Source organism: Herbiconiux oxytropis (genome assembly GCF_024979315.1).
In the GTDB taxonomy this organism is placed as follows: Bacteria; Actinomycetota; Actinomycetes; order Actinomycetales; family Microbacteriaceae; genus Herbiconiux; species Herbiconiux oxytropis.
The window spans coordinates 369,992-385,366 of sequence record NZ_JANLCK010000003.1; the positions used below are offsets into that span (position 1 = coordinate 369,992).

13 protein-coding genes are annotated in these 15,375 nt (G+C 71.8%); 11 read left to right on the forward strand and 2 right to left on the reverse strand.

Annotated elements, in window-relative coordinates:
* Positions 1-35 precede the first annotated feature (35 nt).
* From N1028_RS07565 to N1028_RS07600, 8 genes are all read left to right on the forward strand, one after another.
* Positions 36-536: a nuclear transport factor 2 family protein gene (locus N1028_RS07565; RefSeq protein ID WP_259526329.1), complete on the forward strand. Its 501-nt coding sequence runs from the start codon at positions 36-38 to the stop codon at positions 534-536.
* On the forward strand, positions 533-1,465 hold the full coding sequence (locus N1028_RS07570; RefSeq protein ID WP_259526330.1) for an SDR family oxidoreductase: 933 nt from the start codon (positions 533-535) through the stop codon (positions 1,463-1,465). Before N1028_RS07565 ends, N1028_RS07570 begins: the two co-directional genes overlap by 4 nt.
* A complete protein-coding gene (locus tag N1028_RS07575; protein WP_259526331.1) occupies positions 1,462-1,914 on the forward strand; it encodes a DUF1801 domain-containing protein in 453 nt (150 codons plus the stop codon). The genes N1028_RS07570 and N1028_RS07575 overlap by 4 nt, the downstream gene beginning before the upstream one ends.
* Before the next feature lie 156 nt (positions 1,915-2,070).
* A complete protein-coding gene (locus tag N1028_RS07580; protein WP_259526332.1) occupies positions 2,071-3,306 on the forward strand; it encodes an NAD(P)/FAD-dependent oxidoreductase in 1,236 nt (411 codons plus the stop codon).
* A 205-nt stretch (positions 3,307-3,511) separates the two neighbouring features.
* A complete protein-coding gene (locus N1028_RS07585; protein ID WP_259526333.1) occupies positions 3,512-5,104 on the forward strand; it encodes an ABC transporter substrate-binding protein in 1,593 nt (530 codons plus the stop codon).
* Between the two features lie 5 nt (positions 5,105-5,109).
* Complete coding sequence (locus tag N1028_RS07590) at positions 5,110-6,063, forward strand: ABC transporter permease (protein ID WP_259526334.1); 954 nt, start codon at positions 5,110-5,112, stop codon at positions 6,061-6,063.
* A 2-nt stretch (positions 6,064-6,065) separates the two neighbouring features.
* Entirely contained in the window at positions 6,066-6,998 is a 933-nt protein-coding gene (locus N1028_RS07595; protein WP_259526335.1) for an ABC transporter permease, read from the forward strand.
* Entirely contained in the window at positions 6,995-8,836 is a 1,842-nt protein-coding gene (locus N1028_RS07600) for an ATP-binding cassette domain-containing protein (protein ID WP_259526336.1), read from the forward strand. Before N1028_RS07595 ends, N1028_RS07600 begins: the two co-directional genes overlap by 4 nt.
* 25 nt (positions 8,837-8,861) lie before the next feature.
* Here N1028_RS07600 and N1028_RS07605 read toward each other — a convergent pair whose 3' ends face one another.
* Together N1028_RS07605 and N1028_RS07610 are read right to left on the reverse strand one after the other, a co-directional pair.
* The gene (locus N1028_RS07605) at positions 8,862-9,926 is read right to left on the reverse strand and encodes an LLM class flavin-dependent oxidoreductase (RefSeq protein WP_259526337.1); all 1,065 of its coding nucleotides are present in this window, start codon (positions 9,924-9,926) and stop codon (positions 8,862-8,864) included.
* Positions 9,927-10,063: 137 nt separating this feature from the next.
* Positions 10,064-11,368, reverse strand: a complete 1,305-nt coding sequence (locus N1028_RS07610; RefSeq protein ID WP_259526338.1) for an NtaA/DmoA family FMN-dependent monooxygenase — start codon at positions 11,366-11,368, stop codon at positions 10,064-10,066.
* Positions 11,369-11,577: 209 nt separating this feature from the next.
* Here N1028_RS07610 and N1028_RS07615 point away from each other — a divergent pair, with 209 nt between their 5' ends.
* Genes N1028_RS07615 through N1028_RS07625 form a run of 3 tightly spaced genes read left to right on the forward strand, consistent with a single transcriptional unit; the run spans position 11,578 to position 15,319 of the window.
* Positions 11,578-12,630 (forward strand): LLM class flavin-dependent oxidoreductase, encoded by a 1,053-nt coding sequence (locus tag N1028_RS07615; RefSeq protein ID WP_259526339.1) that lies wholly within the window; start codon positions 11,578-11,580, stop codon positions 12,628-12,630.
* Complete coding sequence (locus tag N1028_RS07620) at positions 12,627-14,030, forward strand: O-acetylhomoserine aminocarboxypropyltransferase/cysteine synthase family protein (RefSeq protein ID WP_375163424.1); 1,404 nt, start codon at positions 12,627-12,629, stop codon at positions 14,028-14,030. Before N1028_RS07615 ends, N1028_RS07620 begins: the two co-directional genes overlap by 4 nt.
* Positions 14,027-15,319 (forward strand): acyl-CoA dehydrogenase family protein, encoded by a 1,293-nt coding sequence (locus tag N1028_RS07625; protein ID WP_259526340.1) that lies wholly within the window; start codon positions 14,027-14,029, stop codon positions 15,317-15,319. The genes N1028_RS07620 and N1028_RS07625 overlap by 4 nt, the downstream gene beginning before the upstream one ends.
* The last annotated feature ends 56 nt before the right edge of the window (positions 15,320-15,375 follow it).

The following is a 15,375-nucleotide window of genomic DNA, read 5'->3' on the forward strand; positions in this document are numbered from 1 at the left end:
GTTCCGGCGGCGGTTCCGGCCGCGGTTCCGGATCGGTGAGAGCTGTGCCCGGCGCCGAGGAGCGGGCCGCCATCGCCGATCTCCTCCACTCCGGGCTCTGGGCGCTCGACACGGGCGACCTCGGGCTCTACCTCGCGACGTTCTGGCCCGAGGCCGACTTCAGCGAGGTCGGCCCGGACGGTGTGCGGCGGTCGTGGACGGGGATCGACGAGATCCGCGCGATGTCGGAGCCGCGGTTCGACGGGCCGAGCCGCACGCAGCACCGGCTGTCGAATCACCTCTACGACGCGCGGGCGAAGGCCGGCATCCCGGATGCACGGGGCTGGACGGTGTGGTCGTACTGGCTCACCTCGGTGCGCGATCCGGAGACCGGCGAGGTGGAGCTGCGGATGAGCGGTCACCTGCGTGACGAGGTCGAGGAGCGCGGGGGCGAGTGGCGGCTGATCGGGCGGCACCTGGACGGGTGGCCCGACGACCTCGCGCATCCGTTCGCCGCCCCGGCCGAGGACCTCGACCTGGACGGATCGACGTCGTGAGGGGCTTCGAGGGCGAGGTGGCGGTCGTCACGGGCGGCGGGTCGGGCATCGGTCGCGCCATCGCGGCGGAGCTCGTGCGGGCGGGGGCGCGGGTGGCGGTGGCCGACATCGATGCCGACGCGGCCGAGCGTGCAGCCCGTGAGCTCGGCGTAGAGGCCTTCCAGGTCGACGTGAGCTCGACGTCGAGCGTGCAGGCGCTCGCCGCGGGCGTGCGGGACAGGTTGGGCCCCGCTGCCGTGCTCGTGAACAACGCCGGGGTCGCCTCGGCGGCGCCGCTCGAGCGCATGACCGACGCCGACTGGGACTGGCTCCTCGGGGTGAACCTCTCCGGAACGATCCACGGCGTCACGGCCTTCCTGCCGCAGCTGCGGCAGACGCGTGGGCGCATCCTGAACACCGGGTCGATGGCGGGGCTCTCGCCGGATGCCGGCATGGGCGGCTACGGCACCACGAAGTTCGCGGTGACCGCCTACACCGAGGTGCTCGCCGAGGAGCTCGCGGCCGACGGGATCGCGGTGACCCTCCTCGCACCGGGACCCGTGCGCACGGCGCTCGGCTCGAGCTCGCGCAACCGGCCGGGTTCGGCGGGCGCCGGCGGCGCGGTCGACGCTGGCGCGGGTGGACTCGACGGGGCCGCGGATCGCGGGCTGGTCGACGTCGATCTCGCGGCGGGAGATGGCGCCGGGCTCCGCTGGATCACCGCCGAGGAGGTGGCCGCGGTGGCTCTCGACGCTCTCCGCGACGGCCGCCGCTACGCCATCACCCACCCGGACTGGGCGCACGTCGTGCACGCCCGCCACTGCGCCATCGAGAAAGCCTTCGCGGACGCCCTGGCACACGAGCAGGAATCGAGAAGCACCGAGCGGGAGACGGGCGCTAGCGTGGGATCCGACGCCGACACCGACCAGGACCAGGGGACCACGCGATGAGTGCACAGGCCACGGCCGACGACGGATTCTCGGCCGAGGAGCGCGCCGCCATCAAGGAGCGCGCCGCCGAGCTCAAGGCACAGGGCCGGAGTGGCAAGGCGGCGGAGAAGGCCGCCGCCGAGGCGGAGACGATGTCCCAGAAGATCGCGGGCATGCCGGAGCCCGACCGCGGAATGGCCGAGCGGCTGCACGAGATCGTCACCGAGGTCGCGCCCGACCTCGCCCCGAAGCTCTTCTACGGTCAGCCGGCGTGGACACGCGGCGGCAAGCCCGTGGTGTTCTTCCGCAGCGGCCAGCAGGACAAGGAGCGCTACTCCACCCTCGGCTTCAGCTCGCAGGCCGCCCTCGACGACGAGAGCGGGCTCTGGCCCACCTCCTATGCTCTCAGCCGCATCGACGACGCGTCGGCCGCCACGATCGCCGACCTGGTGAAGCACGCCGCCGGCTGAGCTCGCGCACGCTGCCGGCTGAGCCCGCGCACGCCGCAGGCTGGCCTGCTGCGTATTCCGACCGCCTGCGCGACCCGGCGCTTCACACTCGTTCACACGGTGTAACAGTGTGTCGGCCGAGGCGGCCGCGGTGGGCGCCGTCCCTACTGTCGGAGCATGGTCCTCTCCGTCGACACCGTGATCGTGGGCGGCGGCGCTCTCGGCTCCGCGGCCGCCTGGCAGCTCGCCCGGCGCGGCGCCGAGGTGCTCGTGCTCGAACAGAGCCCGGCAGCCGGCCCCCAGCCCGCCGCCGGCTCCGAAAGCCCCGGCGGCCCCGCCGAGCCCGCTGCCGCAGCCTTCTCCGCGCATCCCTTCCTCGTCGCCTCCGCCGACTCGGTGCGGCTCGCGATGCTCCGCGAAGCGGTCCCGGAGTGGGCCGAACTCGAGGCCTCGAGCGAGCGTCCGCTCGTCTGGCGCACCGGAGCGGCGCTGCACGGCGCCGTGCCCGATCTCGACGTCCTCACCGAGCTCGTGCAGCGCTTCGGCTTCGAGGCCGAGGCGCTGCCGGCCGCCGAGGCCGAGCGGCGCTGGCCGGGCCTGGTGTTCGAGGAGCGGGTGCTCTCGACACCGGGTGCCGGGTCGGTCGACCCGGTCGCCGCCGTCGCCTCGCTCCGCCGGGCGGCGGCCGAAGAGGGCGCCGAGTTCCGCCACGGCCATCGCGTCACCCGGGTGCGTGTGCTCGGCGACGACGAGGTGCGACTGGAGGTGCAGCCCGTCGACGCCGAGGGCGAGCCGGCGGGCAGCGGCGAGGTCGTCGTGGCACGGCAGGCCGTCTTCGCCGTGGGGGTCTGGACCAGCAAGCTGCTCGGCCGGGTGATCGCCCTTCCGCACACGATCGTGGGCCGCAGCCAGCCCACCCGGTACAGCCGCAAGCATCCGCTCGAGGAGCCCTGGCCCGTGCTCAGCCATCGGCCGGAGCCCGGCTCCCGCCGCCACCGGTCGTGGCCGGGGGCCCTCGACGCGGTGCCCGACCCCTCGGGAGTCGTGCTGCGCTGGCGCGACGTGGGCAAGGTCGTCGACCCCGATGCCGGGCCTGCGCGACCGGATCCGCGTCAGCGCACGGCCCTTCAACGCTACCTGCGGGAGTGGCTGCCGGGAGCGGATCCGGAGGGGGCGGTCGAGACCTGGTCGGTGTTCGCCCGCACGGCCGACACCCAGTTCGTGATCGACCGGATCGGGCCCGTCGTCGTGGGGGCGGGGCTGCCCGAGCGCGGTTTCGCGTTCGTGCCGGCCGTCGGCCGCATCCTCGCCGACCTCGCCGAGGGCTCGGGCGGCAACGGCCCCGGAGGCCCACGGAGTGCTGCCGGGCCCGCCCGGTTCTCCTTGCTGCCGAGTCGTCGTGAACGCTCCTGAGGCGTCGTCCGGCGTAACACTCGCGCCGTTCCGACGCCTGCATGACGCAATGCGCGCTTTGTTACCGGCGGCTTTCCGGGCGGCCCCGGCCCGGCCCTAGCGTGTCCGGCGAGGCACACGGCTTCGGCGCATCCGGATCCGGATCGATGCAGATCGAGCAGGTCGAGGGATGCGCAGATCGATGGATGGAAGGACGGTTCTCGGCATGAGGACGAACAGATGGTTGGGGGTCGGAGCGGCCCTCGTGGCGGCAGCAGTGGTGCTGAGCGGATGCTCGAACCCCGCCGGCGCCGAGGACACGCAGGCCGCCGCGGGTGAGCCGCAGTACGGCGGAGACCTCGTGGTGGGGCTCTACCTCGAGCCGCTCGCGCTCGACCCGCATCGCCAGGGCTACTGGGAGACCTACCGCGTCTCGAACAACATCTTCGAGGGTCTGACCCGCGAGGACACGACCGACACCACGGGGCCGACCGAGATCCAGCCGGCGCTCGCCACCGACTGGTCGGTGAGCGACGACGGCACGACCTGGACCTTCGACCTCCGTGACGGCGTGACATTCCACGACGGCAGCGACTGGAACGCCGAGGCCCTCGACAAGAACGTGCGCCGCATCAGCGACCCGACCTACGAGTTCTACGACGAGTCGAGCGCCGCCAAGCTCAAGCAGTGGTTCGGCACCCTCACGAGCGGCACCGTGGTCGACGACGACACCTACCAGTTCGCGTTCTCGAAGCCGTTCCTGGGCTTCCCGCGCATCCTCGCCCAGTCGATGGCGACCCTCACGATCGGCAACCCCGCCGTCTGGGAGCAGTACGGCAACGACGGTTTCGCCGATCACCCGGAGGGCACGGGACCGTACAAGTTCGTCTCCCGCACCGTCGGCGACCGGATCGAGCTGGAGAAGAACGAGGAGTACTGGGGCGACGAGCCCTATGTCGACACGATCACCTTCCGCATCATCCCCAACAACCAGACGCGCCTCGCCTCGCTCCTGAGCGGAGAGCTCGACCTGATCAGCTACGTGCAGCCGGAGGATGTGGAGACCCTCGAGGCTCAGGGCTTCCAGGTGCCAGAGGGCACCGGATCGTCGCTGCTGTACATCTCGTACAACTTCACCAATCCGGCCTTCGAGGACGTGCGGGTGCGTCAGGCGCTCATCCACGGGCTCGACAGGCAGAAGCTGGCCGACGAGCTCTACAACGGCTACGCCGAGCCCCAGTACTCGTTCCAGCCGCCGGGCAACGAGGCCTACGACCCCGAGGTGCGCGACTTCGAGTACGACCCGGAGAAGGCGATCGCCCTGCTCGAGGAGGCCGGCTACGGCGAGGGCGACCTCGCGTTCACCATCGTGGTCGACGTGGCCAACCAGAACACCGCCGAGTGGCTGCAGTCGCAGTACAAGGAGATCGGTGTCGACGTGGAGATCGTGAGCCTCGACCGCACGAGCTACATCGCCCGCGCCTACGGCCCCGAGGAGAACGACGGCCTGAGCCTCGACGAGTACGGCGGAACCTACGCCGAGTGGCTCTCGCAGGGCTTCGCCGGTCTCGCAGGCAAGGGCCTCGACCCCGCCGACTTCCCCGAGATCACGGGCGCCATCGACGCCGCGGCCTCGACCGCAGACCCCGATGCCAGGATCGACCTCTGGAAGAGCGCCGAGGAGACGCTCCGCAACGAGGCCGTGGTCATCCCCACCGTCAACCTCACGCGGTACTACGCGCTCGGCTCGAACGTCGAGGGCTTCGTCTGGCCGGCCACCAACTGGTACGACCTGTCCAAGGTGTGGCTGGCGGACTGATCGGCATGGGAACGCTCAAGCACATCGGGTGGAGGCTCGTCAACATCCTCCCGGTCCTCCTGATCGTCTCGGTCCTGACCTTCCTGATCGGACGGCTCACCCCGGGCGACCCCATCCAGGGGCAGTATGCACGAACGTTCTCGCCCGAGCAGATCGAGGGGATCCGGGACGCCTACGGGTTGAACCTGCCCCTCTGGCAGCAGTACGTGAAGTGGATCGGCGACCTCTTCGTGGCCGGTGGTGGCCGGTCGATCGTGCAGGAGGCGCCGGTCTTCGACATCCTGTGGCCGAACTTCCTCAACACCCTGGTGCTGACGGCGGCGGGCGTGCTGATCTGCGCGGTGGTGGGCATCGCGATCGGCACGGTCGCCGGCGCCCACCACCGCCGGTTCGCCGACCGGTTCTCGATGCTGTTCGTGCAGGTGGGGTCGAACCTGTCGGTCTACTGGTTCGGCCTCATCCTGATCTGGATCTTCGCCCTTCAGCTCAAGTGGCTGCCGGTGAGCGGCATGCAGTCGCGGGGCGGCGGGGGGTTCGGCGACCTGCTGGCCCACCTCATCCTCCCCGGCATCTCGGCCGCGCTCATCTCCATGCTCGTGCTCGCCCGCTTCGTGCGGATCGGGATCGTGCAGGAGAAGCAGTCCGACTACTACAAGACCTTCGCCTCGCAGGGCGCAGGCGGGCTGAGCCTGCTCGGCAAGCACGTGGGGCGCAACATCCTGCCGCCCGTGGTCAACATCATCGGACTCGAGATCGGCACCCTCATCACGGGCGTGCTGTTCGTCGAGAGCGTCTTCAACTGGCCCGGGATCGGCACCCAGCTGCTGAACGCCGTCAACGGCAAGGACTACCCGCTCATCCAGGGCGGAGTGGTGCTCATCGCGCTCTGCTACCTCGTGGTGAACCTCGTCACCGATGTCGCGGTCGACGCGCTCAATCCCAGGCTCCGGAGGAGGTAGTCATGGCCCTGCTGCAGAAGCCGTCCGGCGAGGCCCTCGCCGCGGTGCGTGGGCCCGCCGGCTCGCGGGCGGGCGGGCCCCGCCGCTCGGGAGCCCGCCGCCGCTCGCGTGCCCGCGTGAACGCCCAGGTGGTGCTCGCCCTCGTCATCATCGCCGCGTTCCTCGCCCTCGCGCTGTTCGCGCCGCTGATCGCGCCCTATGCTCCGGATGCCGCCGACGCCGGCCAGAAGTACCTTCCCTTCGGCTCGTCCGGGCACGTCTTCGGCACCGACGAGCAGGGCCGCGACATCCTCTCCCGCCTCATCTGGGGCGGGCGCACCTCGATGGTCGTCGCGCTCATCGCCGTGGCGGCCTCCACCCTCGTGGGCGCCACGCTCGCGCTCGTCGCCGGATTCTCCGGCGACCGGGTGGCGGGGCTCATCATGCGCACGATCGACGTGATGTTCGCGTTCCCCGTCATCATCGCGGCGCTCGCCTTCGCCATCATCCTGGGGCCGGGACTCACGGTCGTCGTGCTCGCGATCGTCTTCGTGGCCACCCCCTACGTCACGCGCGTCGTGTTCGCCGAGGTCAAGCGGCACCGCGGCCGTGAGTACGTGGAGGCGGCCGTGTCGCTCGGGGCCGGCTTCTGGTCGATCCTCTTCCGCGAGGTGCTGCCCAACGTGGCGGGCCAGATCGTGGTCTACGCCACGGGACTCGTGGGCGCCATGATCGTGTTCTCCTCCAGCATCAGCGCTCTCGGCATCGGCGTGCAGCCGCCCGAGGCCGACTGGGGGCGCATGATCTCGGAGGGCGCGAAGGTCATCATCTCGGGCAACGTGACCGTGGCGCTCCTGCCCGGGCTCGTCGTGCTCGTCGTCGCACTCGCCTTCAACTGGCTGGGAGACGGATTGAACGACGTGTTCGATCCGCACAAGAGGAGGTCTCGCTCGTGACGCTGCAGGTTTCGGATCTGGTGGTCGAGTTCGGCACGGGCGACGACGCCGTGCGCGTGGTCGACGGCATCTCGTTCTCCGTCGCGGCGGGGGAGACGTTCGCGCTCGTGGGCGAGTCGGGCTCGGGCAAGAGCATCACGGCCGCGTCGGTGCTGGGGCTGCTGCCCGACTCCGCGCGGGTGGCCTCCGGATCGATCCGGCTCGGCGGGTCGGAGCTCGTGGGGCTCTCTGCGCGGGAGCTCCGGCGGTTCCGCGGTTCGCAGGTGGGGATGGTGTTCCAGAACCCGCTCGCCTCGCTCGACCCCTCCTTCGAGGTGGGCAACCAGCTGCGGGAGATCATCGGGCTGCACGAGCCCGACCTCCCGCGGGTGTCGCGGGAGGCCCTCGCGGTGGAGTGGCTCGGGCGCGTCGGCATCAAGGATGCGCCGCGGGTGCTCGGGTCGTATCCGCACGAGCTCAGCGGCGGCATGCGGCAGCGGGTGATGATCGCCATCGCGAGCCTCTCGCAGCCGGCGCTGCTGATCGCCGACGAGCCCACGACGGCGCTCGACGCCGTCATCCAGAAGCAGATCCTCGATCTTCTCCGGAACGTCATCCGGACCACGGGCAGCTCGCTGTTCATCATCACCCACGACTTCGGGGTGGTGTCGTACGTGGCCGACCGGGTGGCCGTCATGAGGGATGGGCGTCTCGTGGAGCAGGGAGATCGCGAGCAGGTGCTCGCGGCGCCTCAGGATGCGTACACGCGGGAGCTGATCGAGGCGGTGCCGGAGATCGGGACGCGCTTCGCGCTCGAGCGGGCGGGGCTGCCGCGGCGACTGGGGGTGCGGGCGCCGGATTGGGCGGTGGGTTCGGGGTCGCCGGTGGATTCGGCCGATCGGGCTGATCAGGTGGGCGGCGCCGCACCCGCTGTGCCTGTGGCCGGGGCCGCATCCGGTGTGCCTCGGGGCGAGGCCGCATCCGCTCGGCCGGGCGAGCCGCTCGTGGTCGTGGAACGGGCGCGCAAGGAGTTCGTGGTGGGCGGGATCGGCACGGGCGAGAGCCGGCGGTCGTTCCTGGCCGTCGACGACGTGTCGCTCGAGATCCGGCGCGGTGAGGTGTTCGGGCTGATCGGGGAGTCGGGCTCGGGCAAGTCGACGTTCGCGCGGCTCGCGGGAGGGCTGCTGCCGCTCACGAGCGGCACGGTGACGTTCGACGGGCAGCCGCTGTCGGCGCTCAAGGGCCGAGGGCTGCGGGCGCTCCGGCCCCGGTTCCAGTACGTGTTCCAGGATGCGACGTCGTCGCTCAACCCGCGGGTGAGCGTGGGCGAGCAGATCGTGCGGCCGCTCGTGCGCTTCGGCAAGGCGCCGTCGGTGCGGGCCGGGCGGGCGCGGGCCGCGGAGGTGCTCGATCTCGTGCAGCTGCCGACCGGCACGTTCGACCGATTCCCGCACGAGCTCTCGGGAGGCCAAGGGCAGCGCATCGGCATCGCGCGGGCGCTCGCCCTCGAGCCCGACCTGCTCATCCTCGACGAGCCCACCTCGGCGCTCGACGTGTCGACGCAGGCCGCCATCCTCAACCTGCTGCTCGACCTGCGGGAGCAGCTCGACCTCAGCTACCTGTTCATCGGGCACAACCTCGCGGTGATCGAGTTCGTCTGCGACCGCATCGGCGTGCTCGAGGCGGGCCGCCTCGTCGACGTCTTCGACGCGCACGAGCTCTTCGCCCCCGGCCGCAGCCCGGTCACCCGAGCCCTCCTCGGCGCCATCCTCCCGATCGAGCGCAGCGCCGTCGGCGCGGTCGACGGAGAACTCGAGGGCCTGACGGAGACGACGGAGCCCCAGCCCGTCGCCGGCTAGTCCCTCCGTCGACTCCGCGGCCCCGTCAGGGGGTTGCAGCCGACTCGGCCCGCGGGGAGCGACGCCAGCCCAGGGCCGGCCCGACCTCGGTGGCGAGGGCGTCGATCTGACGACGAGCGTGCGCGGCGTCGAAGGTATCGTGGAACGAGCTGTTGGCCACGAGGTGCGTGCCGTGGGCGGAGAGCACCGGATCGGCGGCGATCGCGTCGACGACGTCGGCCGGCGATCCGTAGAGTGCCACGCGGTCGAGGTAGTCCCGCACCGAGAGGCCGCCCAGGGAACGGTTGCCGCTCTGCGCCGCCCGCTCGGCCATGACCGGCAGCCGTGGCGCGAGGTCGGGCGCGATCTCGCGCACGACCGCATCCTTGCCGTCGCCGATGTAGAGGAACCGGAAGGCGCCGACACGCGGTGCGGAAGACGGATGAGCGATCCGCAGCTCATCGACGTACGCGGCGACCTTGGGCAGCTGGCCGGAGCCCGCCGGGTCGAAGAACGCCCCGACCTGGATGCCGTGGTCGGCGCGGGCCGCCGAGCGCGCGCGCTCCTCGGAGGTCACTCCCTCCCAGACGCGCTGGGGGAGCCCGGGCAGCAGGGGTTGCAGGCGCGGGCCATCGGGCCCGTCGAGCGGCTGACCGCGGAGCGCGGCCTCGAGACGCACGATCTTCTCGTCGTAGAGGCGGTGGCGATCCCCGGGCGCGTGCCCGAAGGCGCCGAAGCCGCCGAGATTGGCGCCACCGGTGCCGAGGCCGAGGTGCAGACGTCCGCGGGCGAGCACGTCGAGCACCGCGGCGTCTTCGGCGAGCCGGATCGGGTCTTCCAGCGGAAGGGTCACGATGCCCGTGCCGAGGCTCACGCTGTTCGTCTCACGGGCGACCGCGGCGAGCAGCACGAGGGGTGAGGGGACGGGGCCGGGAGTGATGTCGAAGTGGTGCTGCCCCACCCACACGCCGTCCAGGCCCACGGCCTCGGCGTGAAGGATGGTCTCGAGCACCTCGTCGTAGAGGCGCGCGGTGGCCTCGCGGGTGCGGTCGACGAGGCCCAGGTTGAAGGCGAAGCCGAGCTTCAGGGGTTCGCGGACGGTGCCGGTCATGCTGCTCCTCGAAGGCGGGGAGTCGCGCGAGGTCCTCGGCGACTTGACAGAAGATGCGCCCAAGACCGCCGACTTGGCACATCTTGTGTCAAGTCGGCGGGGCGGGGGGCCTCTACCGCGGGTGGGCGCGCCGCGGGTCAGGCGGGGGAGGCGGCGAGGGCAGGAGTGCGGGAGGAGGCCGCGAGGTGGCCGCGCAGGGTGTCGGTCTCGTAGTCGTGGCGGAACAGGCCCCGGGCGCGCAGCAGCGGGACGAGCTCGTCGGCGATCACCTCGAGGCCGTCGATCAGGCGGTCCGGCTGAAGGTTGAAGCCGTCGATGGCGCCGGAATGGAACCAGTCCTCGATGCGGTCGACCAGCTGCTCGGGGGTCCCCACGAAGCCGCCGTGACCGGATCCGGTGTAGCGCGTCTCCCGCAGGTACTCGCGCACGGTGGGCCGGGTCTGCCGGATCCGCTCGAAGATCGACTGCCGGAAGCCGATGCTGCCACGGAACGTCGCGTGGTCGACGGGGGCCTCGAGCAGCTCCGCCGGGAACGGCTCGTCGAGCTCGAGGGCCGACACGTCGTAGCCGATCGACTGCGAGAGCCACTGCGCCGAGTAAGAGGCCGGACCGAGGTCGTGCAGCTCGTCGCTCCGGCGGCGAGCCTCCTCCTCGGTGCTGCCGAGCGTGAGGAGGAGTCCGGGCAGGATCTTCACGGCGTCGGCCGAGCGCCCCGCCGCGAGCGCGTGCTGCTTGACCTCGCGGTAGTGCTCGATCGCGCCCTCCTTCGTGAGCTCGGCGGCGAACACGCCGTCGGCCACGCGGCCGGCGAGCGCGCGGCCCTCCGGCGATCCGCCGGCCTGGAAGATCACCGGGCGCCCCTGCGGCGACGGCGGAACGTGCAGCCGGCCCTCGATGTCGAAGAACCGCCCGTGGTGCCGGATGGCGGTGCCCGTGCGGGCCGACTCCCACAGGGCGATCACGACGTCGGCGAACTCGGAGCCGCGCTGGTAGCGGTCACCGCGGGCGAGCACGTCGTCGAGCCCGAAGTTGTTGGCGGTGGGGGTGTCACGCGAGGTCACGAGGTTCCAGGCGGCGCGGCCACCCGAGACGGTGTCGAAGCTCAGCAGACGCTCGGCGAGCTCGAACGGATCGTTGAACGTGGTCGAGGCGGTGGCGATGAGGCCCACCCGGCTCGTCGCCCGCGCCACGTGCGACCACGTGACGGTGGGGTCGAAGCGCGAGTTGTTGGCGTCGTAGGAGGGGTTGCCGAGGGCGGCGCCGTCGGCGAGGAAGATGGCGTCGAGCGTGCCGCGCTCGGCCAGGGCACCGATGCGGCGCCAGTAGTCGGCGTCGGTCGGAGAGTGGATGCCGAGCAGGTCGGTCTGCCACGCGGCCGGCAGGTAGCCGAGCGTGAGCACGTTGATTCCGAGGATGACGTGGCCGTCGCGGCGCTCTGACATGGTGACCCCTTCCAGGTTCTTTCGAGCGACGGTAGAGGATGCGCCGCGCGGGTGATCCGGTGCGGTCGCGACCGCGACACATTGCTCAACAGAACCGCCGGATCCTCGCGATTGTGACGGTCCGTGACCGCGATGGTGGGGCACCCGCGGAGCGCTTCCTAGCCTGGCGGGACCGTCGTGGAGGCGGACCGTCGAGAAGAGGGATCACGATGACCGAGAGCACACCCACCCGGCCGCCTGCGCCTCGGGCTCTGGCCCTGGGCCTGAGTGGCGCCCACCTCGTGGCGCTCGCGGAGCATCCGGGCGCCGCCGCCGTGCTCGACGGGCTCGGACTCGCCTTCACCGCCCTCGGTGTGGACCGGCTCGGCGTGGATCGGCTCAGTGTGGACCGGCTCGGCGTGGGCCAGGTGGATCACGGCGACCTCGGGGCGACCTTCGACTCGAGCGTGGCCGCGGCGGCCTTCGCGACGGATGCGTCCACGACGCCGTTCCTCGTGGTGGCGGCACCGCACCGCGACCACCCCTACAACCTCGCCCGCCGTGTCGCCTCGCTCGACCACCTGTCGGGCGGCCGCGCCGGTGTGCTGCTCGGTGAGCGCGACCGGTTCGCTCCCGGTGGCGACCCCGGCCGTGAGGCCTGGGGCGGGGCGCGCCTGTCGCACGGCGCACCGCTCGAACCGGCCACCACGCGCGACGCCGCGGTGGTGCTGCAGGAGCTCTGGCAGAGCTGGCCCGCCGACACGATCGTGGGCGACCGCGAGTCGCGGATCTACGCCGAGGCCGACCGCATCGTGCACATCGACCACCATGGCGTGTTCGAGGTGGCGGGCCCGCTGAACGTGCCGTCGACGCCCCAGGGGTCTCCCGTGCTCGCCCGGCACGCCGCGAGCCCCGCCGAGGTGGAGGCCGCGCGGGGCGTGGCCGAGGTGCTCGTGGTCGAGGAGGATCTGCTCCCCGCGGCCCTCGAGGCGGGCGTGCCCGTGTTCGTGATCGTGCACGCACATTCCACCGGGGACTCCCTCGCCGGCCGCGTCGCCGCCCTCGACCCCCGCGCGCACCTGCTCCTGGTGCCGGATGCTGCGACCACACTCGTCGAGATCGCCCACCTCGTGGCGCACCTCGGCACGGATCGCCACGGCGCTGCGGCGTCCCCAGGCCGTGCCGGCACCCTGCGCGATCGGCTGGGACTGCCGACCCCCGATCCGCTGCTCGTCGGCGCCCGCCCGGCGTTCCCCGCACCCGTCGCACAGGCAGCCCTGTGACCGGCGAGCACGCGACGGGCGCCGAGGGGCGCACCGCGCACGAGATCGCCGAGCCGCACTACGACTGGGCGGGTTTCGGTTTCGACACCCGTCAGGTGCACGCCGGTGAGGCCCCCGAGCCCGGCCACGGCTCGCGGATCACGCCCATCCACCTCGCCAACGCCTTCCGTTTCGAGAGCTTCGATCAGACCCACGGGCGCTTCGCGGGCACCGACGAGGGTCAGCTCTACTCGCGGCACCTCAACCCCACGAACGAGGTCGCCGAGCGGCGGATCGCCTCGCTCGAAGGCGGCACGGGGGCCGTGGTCGTGGGCTCGGGCACCGCGGCCATCAGCTCGGTGCTCATCGCCCTGCTCGAGTCCGGCGACCGGTTCGTCTCGACCGCGAGCATCTACAGCGGCACCCAGATCCTCTTCGACCGGGCGCTCAAGCGGCTCGGCATCACGGTCGACTACGTCTGGGACCCGACCGACGAGGCCGAGTGGGCTGCCGCCATCCACCCCGACACGAAGGCGATCTTCACCGAGACCATCCCGAACCCGAAGAACGACATCGTCGACATCGGATTCGTCGCGGGCATCGCGGCCCGGCACGGCGTCCCGCTCGTGGTCGACAACACGGTCGCCACCCCCTATCTCATCCGGCCGCTCGAGCACGGGGCGAGCTTCGTGGTGCACTCCTCCACGAAGTTCCTCGGCGGGCACGGCGCGGGCCTCTCGGGCGTGATCATCGACGGCGGCACCTTCGACTGGCGCGCCACCGACCGCCGCTATCCGCTGCTCACCGATCCGCAGGCGCCCGGCGTCCCCTCCTTCCTCGACCGGCTCGGCACCGAGCAGGCCTTCGAGAGCTACCTCCGGCTCACCGTCGTGAACGACATCGGGCCGGCGCTGTCGCCGTTCAACGGCTTCCTGCTGCAGCAGGGCATCGAGACGCTGTCGCTCCGGATGGAACGGCACCTCGACAACGCGCGCACCGTGGCGCTGTGGCTCGCCGAGCAGCCCGAGGTGGAGTCGGTCGACTTCGCGGGGCTGCCCGGGCACCCCGCGGAGGCTCTCGCCGAGAGGCTCTACGGCGGGCGCACCGGATCGGTCTTCGCCTTCACGGTGGCCGGCGGACTCGAGGGTGCGCGCGTGTTCATCGACCGGCTGCAGGTGTTCTCGCGCATGACGAACATCGGCGACGTGCGGTCGATGGCCATCCATCCCGGCACGACCACGCACCTCTCGTTCAGCGACGAGAAGAGGGGGCGGCTCGGCATCGCGCCAGGGCTCATCCGCCTGTCGGTCGGAATCGAGACGGTCGACGACCTCATCACCGATCTGGCCAACGGCCTGCGCGCCGTGCGCGACGCCGGTCTGGTGCCCGAATCTCTGTCCCTCACCGGAGGAAACCGATGACCATCACCACGAACCCTTCGGCGCCGACCGCCGGTGCGTCCGCCGCGCCGCTGCTCGTGCCCGCCACCGCCACCGACGCCGAGCTCTCGGCCCGCTTCCAGCCGATCTTCGACAGCATCGCCGCCGGCAACCTCGAGCGCGAGCAGCAGCGTGGCTTCCCCTTCGAGCAGGTGCGCTGGCTCATCGACGCGGGTCTCGGCCGGGTGCGCGTGCCGGCTTCGCGAGGGGGCTTCGGCGCGTCGCTCAGGCAGACCTTCCAGCTGCTCACCGACCTCGGCGAGGCCGACCCCAACGTGGCGCACGTCTGGCGCAACCACCTCGCCTTCGTGGAGGACCGCCTGAACGCCCCGCTCTCGCCGGCCAACGAGGTCTGGATCGAGCGGATCCTGGCGGGCGAGTTCGTGGGCGGCGGCTGGACCGAGGCGAACAACGGCTCGTTCGCGAACCTCAAGACCATCCTCACCCCGGTCGACGCGGCCGACGAGTCGGGCCCGTGGCGCATCTCGGGCGCCAAGTTCTACGCCACGGGCAGCCTCTACGCCGACTGGCTCGACGTGATCGGGCGCACGGAGGACGGTCGGCTCCTCACGGCGCTCGTGCGGCGCGAGCAGGAGGGCGTGGAGCTCGTCGACGACTGGCGCGGCTTCGGCCAGCAGACGACGGCCTCGGGCAGCGCCACCTACCGCGACGCCCACGTCGACGCCGACGACCTCTTCCCGGCCGTGGAGCGCTTCAGCTACCAGGCGCTGTTCTACCAGACGTCGCTGCTGGCGGTGCTCGCGGGCATCACGAAGGCCACCCAGCGCGACGGGATCGCCGCGCTGACCTCCCGCAAGCGCAACTACAGCCACGGTCTCGCCGACGACCCGGCCGAGGATCCGCAGCTGCTGCAGGTGATCGGTCGGGTGTCGGCGCTCGCGTACGCCGCCGAATCGGCCGTGCAGCGCTCGAGCGCCACGCTCGACCAAGTTGCGGCCGCGCACGCCACGGGCGACCGCGACGCGGAGCACGAGGCGCACGTCTTCGCCGCGGTGGAGACCACGCGGGCCCAGGTCGCCATCATCGAGGCGGCCCTCACGGCCACCACGATCGTGTTCGACGCGCTCGGCTCCTCGGGCGTCTCGAAGGATCGGGCGCTCGACCGGCACTGGCGGAATGCCCGCACCCTCGCGTCGCACAACCCTCGCGTCTACAAGGAGCGCATCCTCGGCGAGTGGTTCGTGCACGGCTCCGATCCGACCCGCATCTACGGCGACCTCTCGCCGGCCGCGGCGGGCCAGTCGGCCTAGCCGCCCCACCCGCCCGCCCTTCCCGCCGGTGGGGTGCGACGGGCGGGGCGCGAGGT

Coding starts and splice junctions, on each gene's coding strand:
- N1028_RS07575 (WP_259526331.1), top strand. CDS start 1,462: ATGAGTGCACAGGCCACGGCCGACGACGGATTCTCGGCCGAGGAGCGC.
- N1028_RS07580 (WP_259526332.1), top strand. CDS start 2,071: ATGGTCCTCTCCGTCGACACCGTGATCGTGGGCGGCGGCGCTCTCGGC.
- N1028_RS07585 (WP_259526333.1), top strand. CDS start 3,512: ATGAGGACGAACAGATGGTTGGGGGTCGGAGCGGCCCTCGTGGCGGCA.
- N1028_RS07590 (WP_259526334.1), top strand. CDS start 5,110: ATGGGAACGCTCAAGCACATCGGGTGGAGGCTCGTCAACATCCTCCCG.
- N1028_RS07595 (WP_259526335.1), top strand. CDS start 6,066: ATGGCCCTGCTGCAGAAGCCGTCCGGCGAGGCCCTCGCCGCGGTGCGT.
- N1028_RS07605 (WP_259526337.1), bottom strand. CDS start 9,926: ATGACCGGCACCGTCCGCGAACCCCTGAAGCTCGGCTTCGCCTTCAAC.
- N1028_RS07610 (WP_259526338.1), bottom strand. CDS start 11,368: ATGTCAGAGCGCCGCGACGGCCACGTCATCCTCGGAATCAACGTGCTC.
- N1028_RS07615 (WP_259526339.1), top strand. CDS start 11,578: ATGACCGAGAGCACACCCACCCGGCCGCCTGCGCCTCGGGCTCTGGCC.
- N1028_RS07625 (WP_259526340.1), top strand. CDS start 14,027: ATGACCATCACCACGAACCCTTCGGCGCCGACCGCCGGTGCGTCCGCC.